The organism is Litoribrevibacter albus, assembly GCF_030159995.1.
Classification (GTDB): Bacteria; Pseudomonadota; Gammaproteobacteria; order Pseudomonadales; family Litoribrevibacteraceae; genus Litoribrevibacter; species Litoribrevibacter albus.
Map to the genome: position 1 here is coordinate 251,927 of NZ_BSNM01000002.1, position 17,945 is coordinate 269,871.

18 protein-coding genes are annotated in these 17,945 nt (G+C 44.2%); 10 read left to right on the top strand and 8 right to left on the bottom strand.

Annotated elements, in window-relative coordinates:
• Nucleotides 1-202: 202 nt before the first annotated feature.
• The 4 genes from QQL66_RS01240 (at nt 203) to QQL66_RS01255 (ending at nt 4,818) form a co-directional block, all read left to right on the top strand.
• Nucleotides 203-1,648 carry a di-heme oxidoreductase family protein gene (locus QQL66_RS01240; protein ID WP_284377809.1) on the top strand — a complete coding sequence of 482 codons (1,446 nt, stop codon included), beginning with the start codon at nt 203-205 and terminating at the stop codon, nt 1,646-1,648.
• Nucleotides 1,649-1,668: 20 nt separating this feature from the next.
• Nucleotides 1,669-2,742 (top strand): imelysin family protein, encoded by a 1,074-nt coding sequence (locus QQL66_RS01245; RefSeq protein ID WP_284377815.1) that lies wholly within the window; start codon nt 1,669-1,671, stop codon nt 2,740-2,742.
• Between the two features lie 2 nt (nt 2,743-2,744).
• Complete coding sequence (locus tag QQL66_RS01250; protein WP_284377817.1) at nt 2,745-3,902, top strand: DUF1513 domain-containing protein; 1,158 nt, start codon at nt 2,745-2,747, stop codon at nt 3,900-3,902.
• A 70-nt stretch (nt 3,903-3,972) separates the two neighbouring features.
• Nucleotides 3,973-4,818 carry a hypothetical protein gene (locus tag QQL66_RS01255; RefSeq protein WP_284377819.1) on the top strand — a complete coding sequence of 282 codons (846 nt, stop codon included), beginning with the start codon at nt 3,973-3,975 and terminating at the stop codon, nt 4,816-4,818.
• Nucleotides 4,819-4,914: 96 nt separating this feature from the next.
• Here QQL66_RS01255 and QQL66_RS01260 read toward each other — a convergent pair whose 3' ends face one another.
• Nucleotides 4,915-5,358 (bottom strand): flavodoxin domain-containing protein, encoded by a 444-nt coding sequence (locus tag QQL66_RS01260; RefSeq protein ID WP_284377821.1) that lies wholly within the window; start codon nt 5,356-5,358, stop codon nt 4,915-4,917.
• A gap of 164 nt (nt 5,359-5,522) precedes the next feature.
• Between QQL66_RS01260 and QQL66_RS01265 the strand changes: the two genes are divergently transcribed.
• The 3 genes from QQL66_RS01265 (at nt 5,523) to QQL66_RS01275 (ending at nt 9,249) form a co-directional block, all read left to right on the top strand.
• Nucleotides 5,523-6,560, top strand: a complete 1,038-nt coding sequence (locus QQL66_RS01265; protein WP_284377823.1) for an NADP(H)-dependent aldo-keto reductase — start codon at nt 5,523-5,525, stop codon at nt 6,558-6,560.
• Between the two features lie 129 nt (nt 6,561-6,689).
• A complete protein-coding gene (gene trxB, locus QQL66_RS01270) occupies nt 6,690-7,646 on the top strand; it encodes a thioredoxin-disulfide reductase (RefSeq protein ID WP_284377826.1) in 957 nt (318 codons plus the stop codon).
• Nucleotides 7,647-7,911: 265 nt separating this feature from the next.
• Entirely contained in the window at nt 7,912-9,249 is a 1,338-nt protein-coding gene (locus tag QQL66_RS01275) for a DUF1329 domain-containing protein (RefSeq protein WP_284377828.1), read from the top strand.
• A 79-nt stretch (nt 9,250-9,328) separates the two neighbouring features.
• On the opposite strand, the gene QQL66_RS01280 is transcribed toward QQL66_RS01275, so the two are convergent.
• Nucleotides 9,329-9,754 carry a YchJ family protein gene (locus QQL66_RS01280; protein ID WP_284377831.1) on the bottom strand — a complete coding sequence of 142 codons (426 nt, stop codon included), beginning with the start codon at nt 9,752-9,754 and terminating at the stop codon, nt 9,329-9,331.
• Nucleotides 9,751-10,626: a putative RNA methyltransferase gene (locus QQL66_RS01285; RefSeq protein WP_348524826.1), complete on the bottom strand. Its 876-nt coding sequence runs from the start codon at nt 10,624-10,626 to the stop codon at nt 9,751-9,753. The genes QQL66_RS01280 and QQL66_RS01285 overlap by 4 nt, the downstream gene beginning before the upstream one ends.
• Before the next feature lie 199 nt (nt 10,627-10,825).
• Here QQL66_RS01285 and QQL66_RS01290 point away from each other — a divergent pair, with 199 nt between their 5' ends.
• Together QQL66_RS01290 and nhaA are read left to right on the top strand one after the other, a co-directional pair.
• Nucleotides 10,826-11,317, top strand: a complete 492-nt coding sequence (locus QQL66_RS01290) for a Crp/Fnr family transcriptional regulator (protein WP_284377835.1) — start codon at nt 10,826-10,828, stop codon at nt 11,315-11,317.
• A 115-nt stretch (nt 11,318-11,432) separates the two neighbouring features.
• The gene (gene nhaA, locus QQL66_RS01295) at nt 11,433-12,617 is read left to right on the top strand and encodes a Na+/H+ antiporter NhaA (RefSeq protein ID WP_284377837.1); all 1,185 of its coding nucleotides are present in this window, start codon (nt 11,433-11,435) and stop codon (nt 12,615-12,617) included.
• A 70-nt stretch (nt 12,618-12,687) separates the two neighbouring features.
• On the opposite strand, the gene QQL66_RS01300 is transcribed toward nhaA, so the two are convergent.
• Together QQL66_RS01300 and QQL66_RS01305 are read right to left on the bottom strand one after the other, a co-directional pair.
• Nucleotides 12,688-13,386 (bottom strand): OmpW/AlkL family protein, encoded by a 699-nt coding sequence (locus QQL66_RS01300; protein WP_284377839.1) that lies wholly within the window; start codon nt 13,384-13,386, stop codon nt 12,688-12,690.
• Nucleotides 13,387-13,620: 234 nt separating this feature from the next.
• Nucleotides 13,621-14,610, bottom strand: a complete 990-nt coding sequence (locus QQL66_RS01305; RefSeq protein WP_284377841.1) for a DUF3187 family protein — start codon at nt 14,608-14,610, stop codon at nt 13,621-13,623.
• 148 nt (nt 14,611-14,758) lie between these two features.
• Here QQL66_RS01305 and QQL66_RS01310 point away from each other — a divergent pair, with 148 nt between their 5' ends.
• Nucleotides 14,759-15,766, top strand: a complete 1,008-nt coding sequence (locus QQL66_RS01310; RefSeq protein ID WP_284377843.1) for a DUF2804 domain-containing protein — start codon at nt 14,759-14,761, stop codon at nt 15,764-15,766.
• A gap of 131 nt (nt 15,767-15,897) precedes the next feature.
• Here the strand turns inward: QQL66_RS01310 and minE are convergent, their stop codons facing one another.
• The 3 genes from minE to minC are packed head-to-tail and all read right to left on the bottom strand — an operon-like array spanning nt 15,898 to nt 17,907.
• The gene (gene minE, locus QQL66_RS01315; RefSeq protein WP_284377845.1) at nt 15,898-16,149 is read right to left on the bottom strand and encodes a cell division topological specificity factor MinE; all 252 of its coding nucleotides are present in this window, start codon (nt 16,147-16,149) and stop codon (nt 15,898-15,900) included.
• Between the two features lie 3 nt (nt 16,150-16,152).
• Nucleotides 16,153-16,959 (bottom strand): septum site-determining protein MinD, encoded by an 807-nt coding sequence (gene minD / locus QQL66_RS01320; RefSeq protein ID WP_284377847.1) that lies wholly within the window; start codon nt 16,957-16,959, stop codon nt 16,153-16,155.
• Nucleotides 16,960-17,019: 60 nt separating this feature from the next.
• A complete protein-coding gene (gene minC, locus QQL66_RS01325; protein ID WP_284377850.1) occupies nt 17,020-17,907 on the bottom strand; it encodes a septum site-determining protein MinC in 888 nt (295 codons plus the stop codon).
• Nucleotides 17,908-17,945 lie beyond the last annotated feature (38 nt).

Below are 17,945 nucleotides of genomic sequence, written 5' to 3' on the forward strand. Positions count from 1 at the left end.
GGGTAGAAAGTCTTGTTTCTTCCTTATAAAGAAGCTTGAGAAAAGGAGGGGTTGATGTAAATCAGCACCTCCTTTTTTATTTGATTGCAAATAATAATGATTTTGATTTGTTTTGCGTGTGGGTGTAGTATGCGCGCAGCAAAAACACTACAAAAAGTAAGGCTGTCAGACGGCCTGAACGAATGATACGGAGAAGGTTGGTATGTCGTATAGCAAGTGGTTGGTCTCAGGTACGTTGATGGCCTTGGCATCATCAGTAAGCTTGGCTGATGTTTTAGATGTAGGTGCAGCGTTTGATCCTCGTGAAGTTCAGCAGGGTGGGGATAACTCTACAACAACCATGACCAATAATGCCTTCTCAAAACCATCTACTTTGTTGAAAGGATCTCAACGAGCTGATTTCAAAGTAGGGAACAGTTTCTTTAAAAATCCTTGGGTTGTTGCGCCTGCCTCTACGGATGCCCGTGATGGCTTGGGATCATTATTCAACGTAAACGCTTGCCAAAGTTGTCATATTAAAGATGGTCGTGGTCATGCGCCAACGGATGCGTCAGATCGTGCGGATTCGATGCTAATTCGTTTGAGCATTTTGCCTCAGAGCGAAGCTCACCAGGCGCTGTTAGCTGAAGGTAAAACACCATCGATTGCTGAACCTAATTACGGTGGTCAGTTTCAGGATCAAGCGGTATTTGGCGTTAAGCCGGAAGGACGAATTGCAGTGACCTGGACAGAAGTGCAGGTGACCTTTGCAGACGGTGAAGCCGTATCTCTGAGAAAACCAACGTTCGCTTTGGAAGATCTGGCGTATGGTGATTTGCATCCTGATACCAAAATGTCGCCACGTGTTGCTCCGCCAATGATTGGCTTGGGGTTGATTGAAGCGATTGATGCAAAAGATATTTTGTCTCAGCAAGACGTTGACGATAAGAATAACGATGGTGTTTCCGGTAAAGCTAACTGGGTTGTGGATGCACAAACCGGTGATTTGGTACTGGGACGTTTTGGTTGGAAAGCCGGTCAGCCGTCGCTTAAACAGCAAGGTGCCGGCGCATTTAACGGTGATATGGGGCTGACCACTTCGCTCTTTTCTTCTGAAAACTGTACAGCAGCTCAAGCTGATTGTTTGAAGGCTCCAACGGGCAGTCGTAATGGTGAGCCGGAAGTGAGTGATGAAATTCTTGATGCGGTTGCTTTCTATAGTCAGAACCTGGCCGTGCCTGTTCGTCGTGATGCAGATCAACCTGAGGTTCTAAAAGGTAAGGCATTATTCTTCGATGCCGGTTGTCAGGCGTGTCATACCCCAGCTTATCAAACAAGTAGTGCAAAAACAGTTGATAAGCATCTGAGAAATCAAGTGATTTTCCCTTACACGGACATGCTTGTGCATGACATGGGGGATGACTTGAGTGACGGTGGTCATACCGAGTTTCTTGCTCAAGGCAATGAATGGCGTACTCCACCATTGTGGGGTATTGGTATGACGGAAACCGTTAATGGTCACACGCAGTTTCTTCATGATGGTCGTGCTCGAAATGTTATGGAAGCCGTGTTATGGCACGGTGGTGAAGCCGAGCAAAGTAAGCAAACTGTGCTAAAAATGACTAAAGAACAAAGAACACAATTAGAGACGTTCCTGAACTCTCTTTAATAAAGATCTTAGGGTGATGTATGCCAAAGTATAAGTGGATGATTTCTAAGGTAGGTTTGTTTTTGGCTCTGGTATCTTCCGGCGTCTCTGCAAGCGATTGGCAACCAACGGTAGAAACTGTGACCAAGGAAGTTATTCGTCCTGGTTATGCACACTTGGCCAGTTCTTTTGAGGCTCTGGGTAAACAGGCCGATGGCTTTTGTACTCAACCTTCAGAGGCGAGTTATCAGCAAGTTCAAGCGGCCTGGAAAGAAGCTATATTGGCTTGGATGGGCGTCTCCTGGATTCACTTTGGTCCAATCTCTTCTGGTAGTGCGAGATTTGATATTCAAATCTGGCCTATCCGTAAAGGGATTACCCATAAGAAAGTACAGTCATTACTCGCGAATACTCAGTTGTCGACTGAAGACGTTGATAAGTCCGGTGTTTCTGTTAGAGGTCTAACGGGCAGTGAATATCTGCTCTTCAGTGGTTCGGGTGGGCAACTTGCTCAATATCAGGATGAATCGGCGAAAAACCGATGCATCATACTTGGTCAAGCCATTGCTAATGGACATAAGTCTGCCTTGGCCTTAAGTAAGGCTTGGCAAACAGAAGAGGTGATTTCTCCGTTCAAGCAAGGTGTGGATATGCTTGATCAGGCAAAGGAGTTTGAGTCTTCCGCATCCATTGTTTGGAATGCGCTGTTATCAGAGATTGAGTTTATTCAATTAAGAAAGCTGGAAGGCCCGGTCAATCCGCATGCGAAGAAAGCAAAGCCTACCCAAGCGGAGTCCTGGAGAAGTGAACACTCTTTTAACAACATTAAGCATGGGCTGGAATCATTGAAGCAGCTGTACGTGCTTGGTTTCCAAAAAGCGATCGCTTCACAGAGCGCTGAGATGAATACGAAAGTGATTCAAGGATTTGATCAGTTGATTGCTGAAGTTGCTGGGTTTGAGCAGCCAATGGTGCTGATGCTCAAAGATTCATCGGGTCGTGATCGTTTAAAAGCCTATGATCGAAAGGTTCATGAGTTTTATAGCTTCCTAAGAAACGATGTCACGCCATTGACTGGCTTCGTACTCGGCTTTAATGCAAATGACGGTGATTAAGAATGAGTCAGGATCGTCGTTCATTTGTTAAATTATTGGCCGCATTAGCGGCTTCTCCTGCCATAGCAAACGCGACTTATGTAATGCCTTCCAGTCAGAAGGTTTCATCACCTTCTTTCTCGGGGAATATCCTGGTTTCTGCCTTTGATGATCTTAAAGGGCAGCATTACGTTGGTGCTTATGATCTTTCAGCCAAAACGTGGTTGGAGCGAGTGGCCGTCAGTCGTCGTTACCACAGTGGTGTGGCTCGATTTGATGGTGCTGGAGTTGTTAGTCAGCAGTTAGTCTTTGTTGCTCGCCGACCTGGTAATCTGGCTGTTGTTCTGGATTTGACTAAGCGCCAAGTGATTGAGCTGACTGCGGCTGAAGGCCGACATTTCTTTGGTCATGCGGCTGTCGATGCCGACAATCGAGTTTGGTTTACAGAAAATGACTATGTGAATGGCCGTTCCTTATTGGTGGCGAGATCGGGTTCTCGGTTAGAAACCGTGGACGCTGAAATTGATCTTCAGGGGATTGGTCCGCATGAGTTTCGATTCTTAAAAGATGGCAGAACTGCCGTCATTGGTTTGGGGGGCATTGAGACGCACCCGGATTTTCCTCGCAAGAAACTGAATCTGGATACCATGCAATCTGAGATCTTACTGGTTGATACCAAGGCTCAGCAAATTATAGATCGTGATAAGCCGTTAGACCCTCAGTTGAGTTTACGACACTTGGATGTCGCCGCAGTGCGTGATCAAGTGGTGATTGCAGCTCAATATCAAGGGCCTAAATATGAGCAATTCCCGCTGGTATATCATTACCAAGTTGATCAAGGGTTGAAACCCTTTGATGCACCGGAGTCTGTCTGGCAGTCGATGAATCAATACATTGCCAGTGTTCAAATCAATGAAGATGGCAGTGAAGTTCTGGTGACTTGCCCTCGTTCAAATCTGGTTCATTTGTTTTCATTAACCCAAGGGAAATGGTTGAGTCAATTCAAACTTCCAGATCCTGGTGGCGCATGTACTGATGATTTGGGTCGGTATTTGGTCAGCACGGGGACGGGCCAGATTGTGTGTTTATCATCAAATAATGGCGTTTTGACACTTGAGCGGGATGAGCTTGTAAGCGATACTCGCTGGGATAACCATATGGATCGTGTCGTAGTCAGTTAGTACGTCTTTAGTTTTCCAACTGATTCGCTCCAATAATAACAAGAATATTTGATCGAAAAGGAACGCTCTCATGTTACGCAAAGCCCCTTTATTAAAAAAAGCGGCATCTTTGTTGGGTATAGGTCTGCTTACGGTGTCTTTGCAGGCTTGTTTACCTGGTCCAGGTACTGGTCTGACGGTTGCCGGCCTTGGCGGTCACAAACTGGCAATGAATAAAGAGAACATTGCAATGCGTGCTCATGCCGCTTTGCATGAGGAAAGTGATTTACTGACCTTCTCTGTTGAAGCTATTTCTAAAGATAAAACCGAAAAAGCAGTAGAAACCTACCTGGAAGGTTATAACAACCCTAAGAATTCTGACCCTATTCGAGCGATCGCTTTATATCAAATCGGTTTGCTATATATGAACCACTACAACCGTGCTCGTGATGATGAGAAAGCGGTTACTTATCTAAAGAAAGCAAAAGACGAGTTTAATATTGAGCCATTAAATAAGCGCATTGATGATCGTTTGGCCAAAATTGAGCAACGTAAGAGCAATGTAGTAATTTTGTCGGCCGATCAGCATTTAATGAATTGGAAGAAGCAGCCGAAGTTGCCTCCGAAAGTGATTCCTCATGATGATGAAATGAAGGACTTTACTGCACGAGCGATCAGTACTGATCGAGTTCAGGAAGCCATCTTGCTCTATACCTTGATGTATGAAAATAAAGGCTCCACAAATGAGTTGAAAGCTGGGTCTTTGTATCAGATCGGTTTGATGTACATGAGCCCATACAATGCTCAAGGGAGTGAAGAAAAGGCGCTTGAGTATTTTGTAAGAATTCAGCGTGAGTTTCCGGAGAGCCAGACAGCAAAACAAGCGAATCTTAAAGCCGGTTACTTGATCAATAAGCAGAAAATTATTCTGGACTAATATTTGTCTGAATAACGTTTAGTCGACGCAAACGTCAAAAAGCCACTGAAGAGTTATCTTTAGTGGCTTTTTTTTGTATGGCTGAAATCAGCTTATTTACAGAGTTGTTGCCCACTCTTTAAGCCAAGGCTCTGCATCTGCCATCGGCTGAGTTGTCTCTGTTGCATCGACCGTCACACGACTGACCGAACCGCACTGAAGCTCGTACATTAGCTCTTCAAATTTTTCACCCGCACCACAAAAGTTAGGATAGGAACTGTCGCCCAGCGCAATGATGCCCGCTTTTTTGTTGGTCATCATTGGGAACTTATCCTGGATGTCGATATACAAACCCACTAGATTCTGGGGGATATCACCTTGGCCTGTTGTGGATGTGCAGATTAATAGGGCGTCCATTTCTGGGGATTGCAACAACGCTGCAGTTGGGTTTTCAACAAGTTCGGCTTTGTGACCCAGTGTATTGAGGAGTTGAGTGGCGGTTTCTGCAACGGTTTTGGCATTGCCTCGAACCGATCCATAAACAACGGTAATGTTTGCCATGGTTATGAGTACTTCTAGCTAGTAATGATGAAAGAAAGCAAGACAGTTATGAAGTGTACTTGCTTGTGAATGATTGATTTCCTGCGTATTTTATCGTGTCTGGGAGTGAATAATAAAGTGAAGTACTTTTGACCTGTTAAATTCAAGAGGATTAAGGAACGATTATGGAATATCGACAGTTAGGTAATACTCAGTTAAAGGTCAGTGCATTGTGTTTGGGAACCATGACCTTTGGCGAACAAAATACAGCGGAAGAAGCCTTTGAACAGCTGGCTTATGCCGTATCTCAGGGGATTAACTTTATTGATACTGCTGAAATGTATCCTGTGCCACCAATGGCTTCAACGCAAGGTGATACGGAACGTATTATTGGTCAATGGTTGGCTGGTCGCAAAGATAGGGATCAACTGATCATCGCTTCTAAAATAGCAGGCCCTGCTGATTGGCTGACTTATATTCGGGGCGGTTCACGCTTTAATCAGACTCATATTGAAGAAGCGATTAATGGCAGCCTCAAGAGACTTCAAACCGATTACATCGACTTGTATCAACTGCATTGGCCTGACAGGAATACCAATTTCTTTGGGCAGTTAGGGTATCAGCACGACAGTAACGAGCAGCGTACTCCCATTGAAGAGACGTTGCGTGCTTTAGAGTCTGCTGTGAAAGCAGGCAAGATTCGTTATATCGGTCTCTCAAATGAAACGCCTTGGGGCGTGATGTCTTTCTTAAAGGCGGCAGAACAGTTTGATCTTCCTCGCATCATGAGTGTTCAGAATCCATATAACTTGCTGAATCGGAGTTATGAGGTGGGGATGGCAGAAGTGTCGATACGCGAGAAAGCTGGATTACTAGCTTATTCCCCATTGGCTTTTGGTGTGTTGAGCGGTAAGTATCTGAACGGTCAACGGCCTGAAAAAGCGAGATTAACCTTGTTTGATCGTTTTACCCGTTATGCGAGCAGCCAGGCAGAAACCGCAACTCAAGGCTATGTTGATATTGCTAAAAAGCATGGGATTTCTCCGGTACATATGGCCTTGGCGTTTGTTACGAGTCGGGATTTTGTAACATCGAATATCATTGGTGCGACGTCAATGGCTCAGTTAAAAGAGAATATTGCGAGTATGGATGTGACTTTGTCGCAGGAACTGTTGGCAGATATTAACGCCTTACATGCTGAAAACAGTAATCCATGTCCATAATTTAGCGCAGACGGTGTTAACAGTATTAATTATATTAATCAGAGTAATTAATTCTTTTTAATACAATTTATCGGTGACATTTATTACACTAGCCGACAATTTTTATCATGCTATAAATAGGCCCGAACAATGAGCGAAGTGAAGCACTCTAAATTATTAATCTTAGGTTCTGGACCAGCAGGCTATACCGCTGCTGTATATGCTGCTCGTGCAAATTTGAATCCGGTTCTTGTAACCGGCATGCAAATGGGTGGACAGCTAACACAAACCACCGATGTGGATAACTGGCCTGGTGATCACGACGGTGTTCAGGGGCCGGATCTAATGGCTCGTATGCAACAGCACGCAGAGCGTTTTGAGACTGAGATTATTTTCGATCAAATTCATACGGCTAATTTGAAAGAAAAGCCTTTCCGCCTGGAAGGGGATAACGGTGTTTACACATGTGACGCTTTGATCATTTGTACGGGTGCAAGCGCCAAGTACTTGGGCCTTGAGAGCGAGGAAGCGTTTTCTGGTCGTGGTGTATCGGCCTGTGCAACGTGTGATGGATTCTTCTATCGTAACAAACCCGTGGTAGTTGTTGGTGGTGGTAACACAGCGGTTGAAGAAGCACTGTACCTTTCAAACATTGCTTCTGAAGTGACAGTAATTCACCGTCGTGATTCATTCCGCTCTGAGAAAATTCTTCAGGATAAAATCCGTGAACGTGCGGAGAACGGCAACATCAATATCAAGTGGTATTCTGAGCTTGAAGAGGTGTTGGGTGATGATGCTGGTGTTACTGGTGTCCGTATTCGTAACAACCAAACGGGTGAGACTGAAGAGTTGTCTGTTGATGGTGTGTTCATTGCCATTGGTCACCAACCTAATACCAGTTTGTTTGAAGGTCAGCTAGAAATGGCGGGTGGTTACCTTAAGGTTCAAAGCGGATCTGAAGGGAATGCAACCCAAACCAGCATTCCTGGTGTATTTGCGGCGGGCGACGTAATGGATCATATCTATCGTCAGGCGATTACTTCTGCAGGTACTGGCTGTATGGCGGCGTTGGACGCAGAGCGCTATCTGGATAATCTGGAAGGTTAACCCTTCATACCAAGTTATGGATTTTCAATTCTGATTCAAACACTTGGTTATATTGCACTATTATTAAAAGCTCATGCCTCGGCGTGAGCTTTTTTGTATCTAAGTGAGTACTTTTGATTGTTATGTTACAAAACGTTACATCACGTTTTGAGTGGCTGTCGCCTATTTATGTATAATGGCGCCCGCTGGCATATATTAGATGGAATTGCTTGATTGCGATTGGAATGCAATTCAATTTTCATTCAAAAGGTCTGGAAGGTAAACGATGTCATTTTCTTATAAAACAATACTTGCCGCAGTGTTATCTGTGTCTACGAGTGTTGCAGTAGCTGCAGTTAGTCCGCAAGAAGCGTCAAAGCTTGGTCAAGAGTTGACTCCAATTGGTGCTGAAAAAGCGGGTAACGCAACAGGAACAATTCCAGCATGGACAGGTGGATTGACCGAGGGACCTGGTGGTTATAAAAGTGCTGAAGGATACATTAATCCTTTTGCAAGTGATGAACCTGTTCGAGTGATCACTGCTCAGAATTATCAAAAATACGCTGACCAATTAACTGAAGGTCAGAAAGCAATGTTCCAGCGTTATCCTGAAACATTCAAAATGCCTGTGTATCAGACACGTCGTACTGCAGCATACCCAGATTTCGTTTATGAAAAAGCGAAAGCGAATGCAACAACGGCTGAGTTAGTTGATAGCGGTAACGGAATCGATAAGTACGATGAAACAGTTCCTTTCGCGATTCCTAAGACTGGCGTTGAGTTGGTTTGGAACCACGTAACTCGTTTCCGTTCTCGTGATATTCAACGTACGGTGGCTCAGGTTGTTCCCAATGCGAACGGCTCTTTTAATCCGATCGTACTGACTGATGAATTGAAGTTCATTGGTGATCCTTCTGAAAACAGCCTTTTCTATTTCAAACAAATCATTAAGTCGCCAGCACGTTTGGGCGGTAATGTATTGTTGGTACAGGAAACCATTAACCAAGTAAAAGAACCTCGTCGTGCTTGGGTTTATAACGCGGGTCAGCGTCGTGTTCGTCGTGCACCTCAAGTTGCTTATGATGGTCCAGGTACTGCGTCAGATGGTCAGCGTACTGCCGATAACTATGACATGTTCAATGGTTCTCCGGATCAGTACACTTGGGATTTAAAGGGTAAGAAAGAAATTTATATCCCATACAACTCGTATAAGTTGATGGATAAATCTGTTGCTCTGAATGACATCATTAAGGCAGGCCATATTAACCAAGACTTTGCACGTTATGAATTGCATCGTGTTTGGGTTGTTGAGGCGACGTTGAAAGACGGTGTTCGTAATATTTATGCGAAGCGTACTTTCTACTTTGACGAAGATTCTTACTCAGTGGTTTATATTGATCACTACGATGCACGTGGACAACTATGGCGTATTGCCGAAGCACACAGTGCACAGTTCTATGATGTAAAGATTCCTTGGTATGCAATGGAAGCTTTGTATGACTTGAACAACGGTCGTTACTACACATTCGGTATGGTGAACGAAACCGAAGGGTATAACTTTGATTACCGTAGTTCTAAGAAAGATTACACGCCATCAGCCCTACGTCGAGCGGGTGTACGTTAATCGATCTGGTCGAATAAAAAAGGAGCCTGAATTGGCTCCTTTTTTGTGTCTCAAATTTGGCAATAGGCCGAATTAGGTTCTAGTCGATAAAAGTGCCGGAGTGATACAGCCAGCAGCCCGCTTCACGCACGAACATGGACTCTTCTTTTAACACCCCGGGATTTCCTTGCTCATCAAGATAGAATGCCGCAAAGCTTACCCAGCCTTTTTTATCCGTCACTTTTCCTCGTTTTGTATTTAAAATTTTCAGCTGTTGCCACTGGGTTTGATCTTTGGCAAGGTCTAATCGTGCGGGGCGACTGCTAGGGTGCCAGGTATTGAATAAATAGTGTTCATCTTTGATGAAATAAGCGGTATAGCGGCTTTTCATCAATGCTTTGGCTGTGGTTGCCGGCTTCGTTCCGTTAATGTACGGCGCACAACACAGACTGTAGGCCTTATTGCTACCACAAGGGCAGGGTTCAGAGGACTTCGGGATGTTTGACAGTGGTTGCGCTTTTATCATAGTGACTCCGGGCTGATCTGGTCTTCTTTCAAACTAAAGCATGAGATGTTGACATCAATGGTGATTGTCAGCGAATCGAGGGATAGCAGTTTTTCTCGGCCAACGGCAGGTGCACGCCATTGATGAGGCGTCATTGCCAATAGGTCTTGGATTTGTTGGCTTGACGTTAATGTATGTTTTGCCTGGAAGGCTTGTTGTTGATCGAGTTTGAAGTGACTTGCCAAAGGCACTTGTGGATCCAACACTTGATCTTTGATGGAAGGATACAGGATTTCACGCATCTCTATGAGGTGTTGTTTACCCGTGGTTACGGTAATTAATGTACCTTGGCGAGACAATGCTGGCGCAATTCCTTCCGGCATCAGACGTGTAAACAGACATACTATAAGATCCTGTGAGCGTGGCATTACGGGAATTTCTGCCCCTGAAGCAACCAGCCATGTGACTTGTTTGTTTCGTTTGGCTGCGTATCGAACTGCGTCTTTCGATATATCCAGGCCAATCAATTCGATGGATTGGGGATGTAACGCGTTGTAGAGTCGCTCGGTGTAATAACCTTCACCACAACCTAAGTCGAGAATTCTGATGGGATCTTCTAATGTTGAGGCGTGCTCAGTAATCCATTGGCTACAGGTTTCATTCAGTGCTTCTGAAATGGGTTGGTAAATCCCTGTATTCAGGAAGGTTTGTCGGGCGAGAACCATTTCGATATTGTCGCCTGGGCTTTTAGAGCGTTTTTTGTTCGACATTAGTAGGTTGAAATATCCTTGTTTCGCTTGATCGAAACTGTGTCGATTTACGCATGATAAGTTCTTTTGATCATTCTGTAAGGAGTGTGCACAAATAGGGCATTTAAGTGTGGTGGATGACATAGTTCTATTGAAGCTCTCAGATAAGCGATCAAGTCTAGGATCTGAACCTTAGGGATAACCGATTAAAGACTGCAACTGATATTATGGAATATCGAGATTTTGAAGATTTCTTATAATATCATAGAGCGGGTATGTTCGGTTTTATTTAACCTACCTGTATCTAGAAAATTTATGTTAATGATGTTATCGAGGATGTTTTATGCTCCCCAAAGAGAAAAATGTTGAGCGACTTCAGTTGAATCCGGATGAACTTGCTCAAATGTTGGATAAAACATCTTGGGGAAATGATCTTTCATGGAGTGAACTTGTAACCTTGGGGAAGTTCATTCAGGCCTATAAAGTGAAGCCTCATACTGTATTGTTTGCTGAGGGGGAATCGAACCAAACCATGGCTATTCTGGTCGAAGGCAGGGTAGAGATTCTTAAATCGACCTTGAATAATCAGAAGAAGTCGATTGCTAAGGTTAAAAGTCCTCAGACATTTGGTGAGATGAGTTTGATCGACGGGCAACCTCGATCGGCTGAGGTAGTTGCGGACTCCAGTTGCACTTGTCTTCTTCTTACAAAGGAAAAATTTATGGCAATGAGTGAGCGCCAGTCACATCTTGCGTTTAAAATTTTATGGAAAATATCAAGCCTTATGAGTCAGAGACTGCGTCAGGTGAGCGGTCAATTAGTCGACTTGGTCTAGTCCGGTCGATGTCTATGTACAGTAATCTATAGTAATTCTGGCTATCAATTTTCATATATATCGTCAGACGATATATAAAACTCTCTTTCTGTCTTATCAAAAGGGTATAAACTCAATGATACAAAGCATGATAAAGGATTTTCTCAAGTTGGAGTCTGCTTCAGGAATATTACTTATCCTTGCAACTGCCGTGGCGTTAGTTTTTGCTAATACGCCATTAGATCAGTACTACGAGCTCTTTCTCTCCACTCAAATGGGCGTGCATATTGGGGCTTTGGCAATTAATAAGCCTTTGTTGTTATGGATTAATGACGGCTTAATGGCGGTGTTCTTTTTCCTTATCGGTTTGGAGCTAAAGCGCGAGCTTGTTGAAGGTGAGTTGTCGGATCCTAAACAAATTATTCTGCCTGCTGCTGGTGCGGTTGGCGGTATGTTGGTGCCTGCGCTGATTTATGTGTTCTTTAACTGGGGTGATGAACAGGCCATCACGGGTTGGGCGATCCCAGCAGCTACAGATATCGCTTTTGCCTTAGGTATTTTGGCAATGTTGGGGAGTCGTGTTCCGGTTGCTCTTAAGGTCTTTTTGGTCTCATTAGCGATTATTGATGACATTGGCGCTATCATCATCATTGCAATCTTCTACACCAGTGATTTGTCTATTGAATCTTTGGTTGTCGCAGGGCTTTCCATAGCGTTTCTTGCGGTATTGAATAAGCGTGGAGTGGTTAAGATTGCACCTTATTTACTTGTTGGTTTGGTGCTCTGGGTATCTGTATTGAAGTCGGGTGTACATGCTACTTTGGCCGGTGTTGTTTTGGCGTTTTTCATTCCTCTTAAACTGAAAAATGAACATGGAGAATCACCTGCGCGTCAGCTTGAACATGATCTTCATTCTTCTGTCGCTTTTGTGATCGTTCCTATCTTTGCCTTTGCTAATGCCGGCGTTGATTTACGAGGCATGTCTCTCGAGCGTTTCCTTGATCCGCTGCCTATAGGTATCGCAATGGGCCTGTTCTTAGGTAAACAGCTAGGTGTATTTGGCTTTGCCTGGTTAGTGATTAAGTTAGGGTTGGCAAAATTACCAAGCAGTATCAACTGGGCTCAGCTCTATGGCGTTGCAATTTTATGTGGTATTGGTTTTACCATGAGTTTATTTATTGGATCTTTGGCCTTTGAACAGACTGGTGAGAGTATGGATGATCGGTTAGGAATCTTGTTTGGCTCCTTATTGTCGTCGGTAGTGGGCTTTTTGTTATTGCATAAAGTGTTGCCCAAAGCACCTGCCAATACTTCTGAATAACGCATAAAAAAACCGGTTCAAATGAACCGGTTTTTTTTGATTTTTGGGTATGGTTCTTTAATCAATTGGCTTACAGCTTGTAGCCAAGGCTTACCATGTAAACCATAGGATCGATATCTACATCAGCGTGTAGTTCTTCACCACCTAAAGGTAATGATTGATCAAGCTTAACAGTAGCTTCTGTATCAATATCGATGTGATATACAGAGGCGTTAAAAAGCAGATTGTCTGTCAACATTACGTCCACACCTGCTTGGAATGCTAGTCCAATTGAGTCGTCCAGATCTAGGTCGTCGAAATTAGTGCCATCTGATTCATCGAAGAACCAAGTGTAGTTAATACCTGCGCCTACGTAAGGTCTGAAAGATGCGTCTTTATCAAACAAGTAGTACTGTAAAGAAAGGGTTGGCGGTAGATGTTTAGTTGAGCCCACGTTATGTGTGCCATCTAGTGCAGTTCCGGTATTAGCTAGCGACACTTGGATGTCATGCTCAAATGGTGTGGCAGCTAGTAGTTCTACGCCAATGTTGTCTGAAAGCATGTAAACAAAGTTTAAACCTAGTTGTGTGTCCCCATCTGCTGCGATGTTTGAATTTGCACCAAGTGCCGATACTTCATCAATATCATTAGTTGTTGCATCTTTTGGGTCAACGTTAGCAAAACCTGCACGGACGATAATATCGCCAGCTTCGTGTGCATAAGTCGCTGTTGCACCAGTTAGTGTTAATGTCGCAGCCAATATAGCGGAGCTTAACTTGTTCATTTTCATAGGTTTCTCCAAGATCGCAGAGCACTTTTTTTAGTTGGTTTTAATTTGTTAGGCGTAGTTTATGAGCAGATGAAACCGGATTATTGATATGAATCAATTTGATGAATGCCCCTTTATCACAAATGGGTATATTTGATGTGGTTATTGATCCATGTCATGGGATTTTTGAGGTCAGCTGTAAGAAAGCTGACCAAAGAGAAGGGGAATATCGAAATTTATAGGTTTAGAGCGTTATTAGTATCGGTAACTCCACTCGACAAAGAAGGTAACATCCGCAGTTGAGTCGGTTTTAACGTCTTCGGAAAATGCGATATCCCATTGTTGTGATTCCATTGCCGTTATAGATGCGCCAAGGGTTAGCTGTAGAGCCTCACTCTCAGCGGGTTCGACACTACTCTCGGCGAGCTTGCTGTGGCTCTCTAATTGGCTTTTCAGTGTAAAGCCAGAGAAGGCTTCCCAAAATAGCCCTGCATGTAGGGTGGTTAGATGCTGCTTTTGGTTTCGTACCTGATCTGTCTCGCCCAAATAGTGTTGCCCGACTTCTGCAGCGAGGGATAATGATTCAATATCAAATAATTGAGGCTTAATGTAACTGAGGCTGGTGCCAAGATCCCAGCTGCCACTTCCCATGAGTTTATCTTCGTCACCGGTTGGCGCTTTTAAATAGAAGTGAAGGACAAAGGGAAGTTCATCTGCAAAGGATTTGCTGAGTTGCAGTCTGAGATCTCCTACGCCGTTTTCACTGCTGGTGATCAAATAATCGACTGAGTTGTCGTTTTGGTATCCATAAACCAATTCATTTCTTGGGAAATCATCACGACTGCCTTCCCTGAAGTTAAAGATTTCATGCCATTTATCAATGGCGTTATCTAGAAAACCACTGGAGTGCCGTATCAGGGGTAGTTCAGCTGATACTTGCCAGCCGTCATCAAAGCCCATGGACCAAGTAGGAGTCAGGCGCCATGTTTCACCATCAAAGCGAACGATTTCGGCGCCGTCATTCATCGTGACGGCATTACTTACAACTTCGGCTTTTACTCCTGCCTTTTGCTGGCCAGATGAAAGTAATTGAATTTCAGACATTCCAGGAATATTAAAGAGCCCCTCAATGGGCGACGAAAAGCGGCTGTTGATTGGGTTTAGATCTGCCCCTTGGCAAATTGACGCTAAGGCGGTGCAGGATAGTAAAGAAACTAGGTAAGGAATTTTGCGCATTCTGATCATTTCAATCCTTTAGGATATTGTCCATATTTGGAATATTACCCATCCTAGATAGTTAGTTAAGACATAGCAATTGCAGCAAGTATTGATTAGGGTAGTAGGCAGATTTTTTGGTCATCTGCTTATGGTGGAATTGGTTGTAGGGAAAGGAATGAATAAATTAATTAATGCAAACGGAAAGCCTCAATATGGTTGGATTAAAGAGCCGGTGAGTGAGGTTAATTATCTGGATTTCCCTTTAACAACGACGATGGATAAGCAATTAAGTGTATCCAGTAAAAAACGGAAATTTAATCAGTTTCATTTTATTGGTGTCTTGACGGAAGATTTCATGGCTGGGTTGGCCATTGTGGATTTGAAGTTGGTCAGTAATTGCTTTTTTTATGTCTGGACAAAAGAGCAGGGGTTATTGATAGAGAAGAGTGTCATCAGTCCGTTCGGGTTAGGTGCGCGATTATCCTCTTCCCCCGATGAAGCAAACTCTCATTTTTCTTTTATGGGGACCAAAGCCAGCATTGAGCAGTCTGGACCAACAACCCGGGTTCGTTTGAACTCCAAACAGGTGCAAGTAGATTTTTCATTGCATCAAGGTCAGAACTACGAACCGTTGAGAGTCTGTTCTCAAGCGGGTTATACCGGTTGGGTATACACACAAAAAACAGCAGGTCTGGAAGCCAATGGGCATATTTCAATCAAAGGGCAAAACTTTGATTTAAAAGCCATGAATGCACTGGGTAGCGTAGATTGGTCATGTGGCTACATGCGCCGGGAGACGGCCTGGAACTGGGCGTGTTTTTCAGGACGTGATGAACTGGATCGAACCATTGGATTAAATCTTGCGTCAGGGGTGAATGAAACCGGAACCACAGAAAATGGTTTATGGGTCGATGGCAAGCTTCATAAGCTAGGTGGGGTTCGTTTTGAGTTCGATCGCAATCATATGGAACGGCCTTGGCGGGTGGTTTCTGAATGTGGCCGAGTGACATTGGAATTTCACTCACAAGGTTGTCGCTCGGAAAAACTGAATGTTGGCTTACTTGCATCAAACTTCAAACAGATGTTCGGTCACTATTCTGGTTCGATTTTGGATGATGAGGGTAATCCAGTGGTCTTTAAAAACGTGCCTGGCTACGCCGAAGACCATTACGCGAAATGGTAAGTATGTGGATTCATAAGAGCGGCCAGGTATTCGATCTGTCTGCTCGCATCAAGTTGCTGGCATCGTTTCGATAGGCATAAAAAAGCGCGACCCGAATCGCGCTTTAGCCAGATCTATAAATAAGTGGGTACTTACTTTTCTGGTAGGGTGATGTTTAGTTCTAAGATTGAACAATCATCTGAGTTCTCTAGTTGGACTTGAACATCGTCGTCAGCAATTGAGACATACTTTCGAATAACCGCTAAGATCTCTTGCTGCATCGCAGGTAAATAGTCCGGCTGATGGCGAGCAGATCGTTCATGAGCGACGATAATTTGCAGGCGTTCTTTGGCAATGGATGCTGACGCCTTTTGGTCTTTTTTGAAGTAGCTAAAAATACTCATTTCTTAGCCACCAAACATTCTCTTCAAAAAGCCTTTCTTTTCGGCTTCAAGGAAACGATATTCAACCTGTTCCCCAAGAAGGCGAGCGACCATGTCACGGTATGCTTGTCCTGCATCACTGTCATCATCAAGGATCACGGGTGTGCCTTGGTTTGAGTTTTTGATCACAGATTCTGATTCAGGAATCACACCCAACAGAGGTACTGCCAGGATTTCTTCCACATCTTCAACCGACAGCATTTCGCCTTTTTCAACGCGCTTTGGATTATAGCGAGTAACAAGAAGGTGTTCTTTTACTGTTTCTCCAGCTTCGGCTTTGCGAGAACGGCTTTGCAGAATACCAATGATGCGATCAGAGTCACGAACCGAAGAGACTTCCGGGTTGGTTACGATGATGGCTTCGTCTGCAAAATACAGCGCCATTAACGCACCATGCTCAATACCGGCAGGTGAATCACAAATGATGTAATCAAACTCTTTGGAAAGTTCTTCAAGAACTTCACCCACCGCTTCTTTATTCAGAGCATCTTTGTCACGGGTCTGAGAAGCCGCAAGGATGAAAAGGTTGTCGCAGCGTTTGTCTTTGATCAAAGCCTGTTTCAGTGTGGCTTCTTTGTTAATGACTTGAACAAAGTCGAAAACAACTCGACGTTCACAGTTCATAATAAGGTCTAGGTTACGAAGACCTACATCAAAATCAATAACAACGGTTTTGTGTCCGCGAAGTGCGAGACCTGTACTGATAGCAGCACTAGAGGTGGTTTTACCAACACCTCCTTTACCTGAGGTGACAACGATAATCTTGGCCATGTCAGTCCTGTTCTTTTAGTTCTATCCCTGCGGGCGTGAGAGTCTTTCGGCGATTATTGGTTAAAGCGTATCTATATGCAAGTGGTTTTCCTTGAGCTCAATCTGGCTGCTTTGGCCGATTCTGTCGGCAGGAAGATCATCACTTACTTGATAAACACCAGCGATTGAAATCAGTTCGGCTTGCAATGATTGGCAGAAGATTCTTGCCTCTGAATTTCCGCTGGCACCAGCGATAGCACGGCCTCTCAAGGTTCCGTAAATGTGAATGTTACCATCGGCGATGACTTCGGCTCCTTGGCCGACCTGTGCAAGCACAATCAAATCACTGCCTTTCGCATAAATTTGCTGGCCAGAGCGGACTGGTGTCGCGACGATTTTTGCCTTCACCGTGAGTGCAGCAGCGTCACTTCTATTACTTTCTTCCGACGAATGGTGTGCTTCGACAGCGTTCGTGTTTTGTTCTTGTAATAAAGTGGTGGTAGAGCTTTCAGCTTCGGTCAGCTCTAATTGTTGCGGTTCAGCTGATATAGCGGTATCCGGGATGGCTTCCTGTGATAATGGATCTTCACTCGCTGAAGCACTTGTCTCATTGACCGCTTCGATGCCTTCTTTGGCTTGTTGGGCTTTTTTCTGGAGCTTATTTCGTCCAGGAGGAATCCAGGCAAGGTCTAATCGTTGAGCAAGTTCTTTTAAAGGCTCAGCACCTTTAATTGCAACCGGTAAAATATTGTGTTTTCGGATGGTGAAAAGCAACTTTTGAATGGCGGATTCATCCGCTGTTTCAAAGGCTTCCAAACCCAAAATAGCAGGCATTCGGTCAAACAAGGCTGGGCTCGCTTGTACTTTTTCAGTCAATTGCTGATCAAAAATGGCATTGTCCAGCGTGGTTAATTCGATCACGGTAAGAGGGATCATTTGGCTTTTTAAGGAAAAAGCGTTGTTGCTCATGTGTCCAAATTCCTGCGGATAGCTAACTTAATTGGGCT

Bases quoted from the DNA above. Each gene is read 5' to 3' on its own strand.
- QQL66_RS01245 (WP_284377815.1), top strand. From the start codon at position 1,669: ATGCCAAAGTATAAGTGGATGATTTCTAAGGTAGGTTTGTTTTTGGCT.
- trxB (WP_284377826.1), top strand. From the start codon at position 6,690: ATGAGCGAAGTGAAGCACTCTAAATTATTAATCTTAGGTTCTGGACCA.
- QQL66_RS01240 (WP_284377809.1), top strand. From the start codon at position 203: ATGTCGTATAGCAAGTGGTTGGTCTCAGGTACGTTGATGGCCTTGGCA.
- QQL66_RS01290 (WP_284377835.1), top strand. From the start codon at position 10,826: ATGCTCCCCAAAGAGAAAAATGTTGAGCGACTTCAGTTGAATCCGGAT.
- QQL66_RS01275 (WP_284377828.1), top strand. From the start codon at position 7,912: ATGTCATTTTCTTATAAAACAATACTTGCCGCAGTGTTATCTGTGTCT.
- QQL66_RS01285 (WP_348524826.1), bottom strand. From the start codon at position 10,626: ATGTCATCCACCACACTTAAATGCCCTATTTGTGCACACTCCTTACAG.
- QQL66_RS01265 (WP_284377823.1), top strand. From the start codon at position 5,523: ATGGAATATCGACAGTTAGGTAATACTCAGTTAAAGGTCAGTGCATTG.
- QQL66_RS01305 (WP_284377841.1), bottom strand. From the start codon at position 14,610: ATGATCAGAATGCGCAAAATTCCTTACCTAGTTTCTTTACTATCCTGC.
- QQL66_RS01255 (WP_284377819.1), top strand. From the start codon at position 3,973: ATGTTACGCAAAGCCCCTTTATTAAAAAAAGCGGCATCTTTGTTGGGT.
- minD (WP_284377847.1), bottom strand. From the start codon at position 16,959: ATGGCCAAGATTATCGTTGTCACCTCAGGTAAAGGAGGTGTTGGTAAA.
- nhaA (WP_284377837.1), top strand. From the start codon at position 11,433: ATGATACAAAGCATGATAAAGGATTTTCTCAAGTTGGAGTCTGCTTCA.
- QQL66_RS01310 (WP_284377843.1), top strand. From the start codon at position 14,759: ATGAATAAATTAATTAATGCAAACGGAAAGCCTCAATATGGTTGGATT.
- minE (WP_284377845.1), bottom strand. From the start codon at position 16,149: ATGAGTATTTTTAGCTACTTCAAAAAAGACCAAAAGGCGTCAGCATCC.
- QQL66_RS01280 (WP_284377831.1), bottom strand. From the start codon at position 9,754: ATGATAAAAGCGCAACCACTGTCAAACATCCCGAAGTCCTCTGAACCC.
- minC (WP_284377850.1), bottom strand. From the start codon at position 17,907: ATGAGCAACAACGCTTTTTCCTTAAAAAGCCAAATGATCCCTCTTACC.
- QQL66_RS01260 (WP_284377821.1), bottom strand. From the start codon at position 5,358: ATGGCAAACATTACCGTTGTTTATGGATCGGTTCGAGGCAATGCCAAA.
- QQL66_RS01250 (WP_284377817.1), top strand. From the start codon at position 2,745: ATGAGTCAGGATCGTCGTTCATTTGTTAAATTATTGGCCGCATTAGCG.
- QQL66_RS01300 (WP_284377839.1), bottom strand. From the start codon at position 13,386: ATGAAAATGAACAAGTTAAGCTCCGCTATATTGGCTGCGACATTAACA.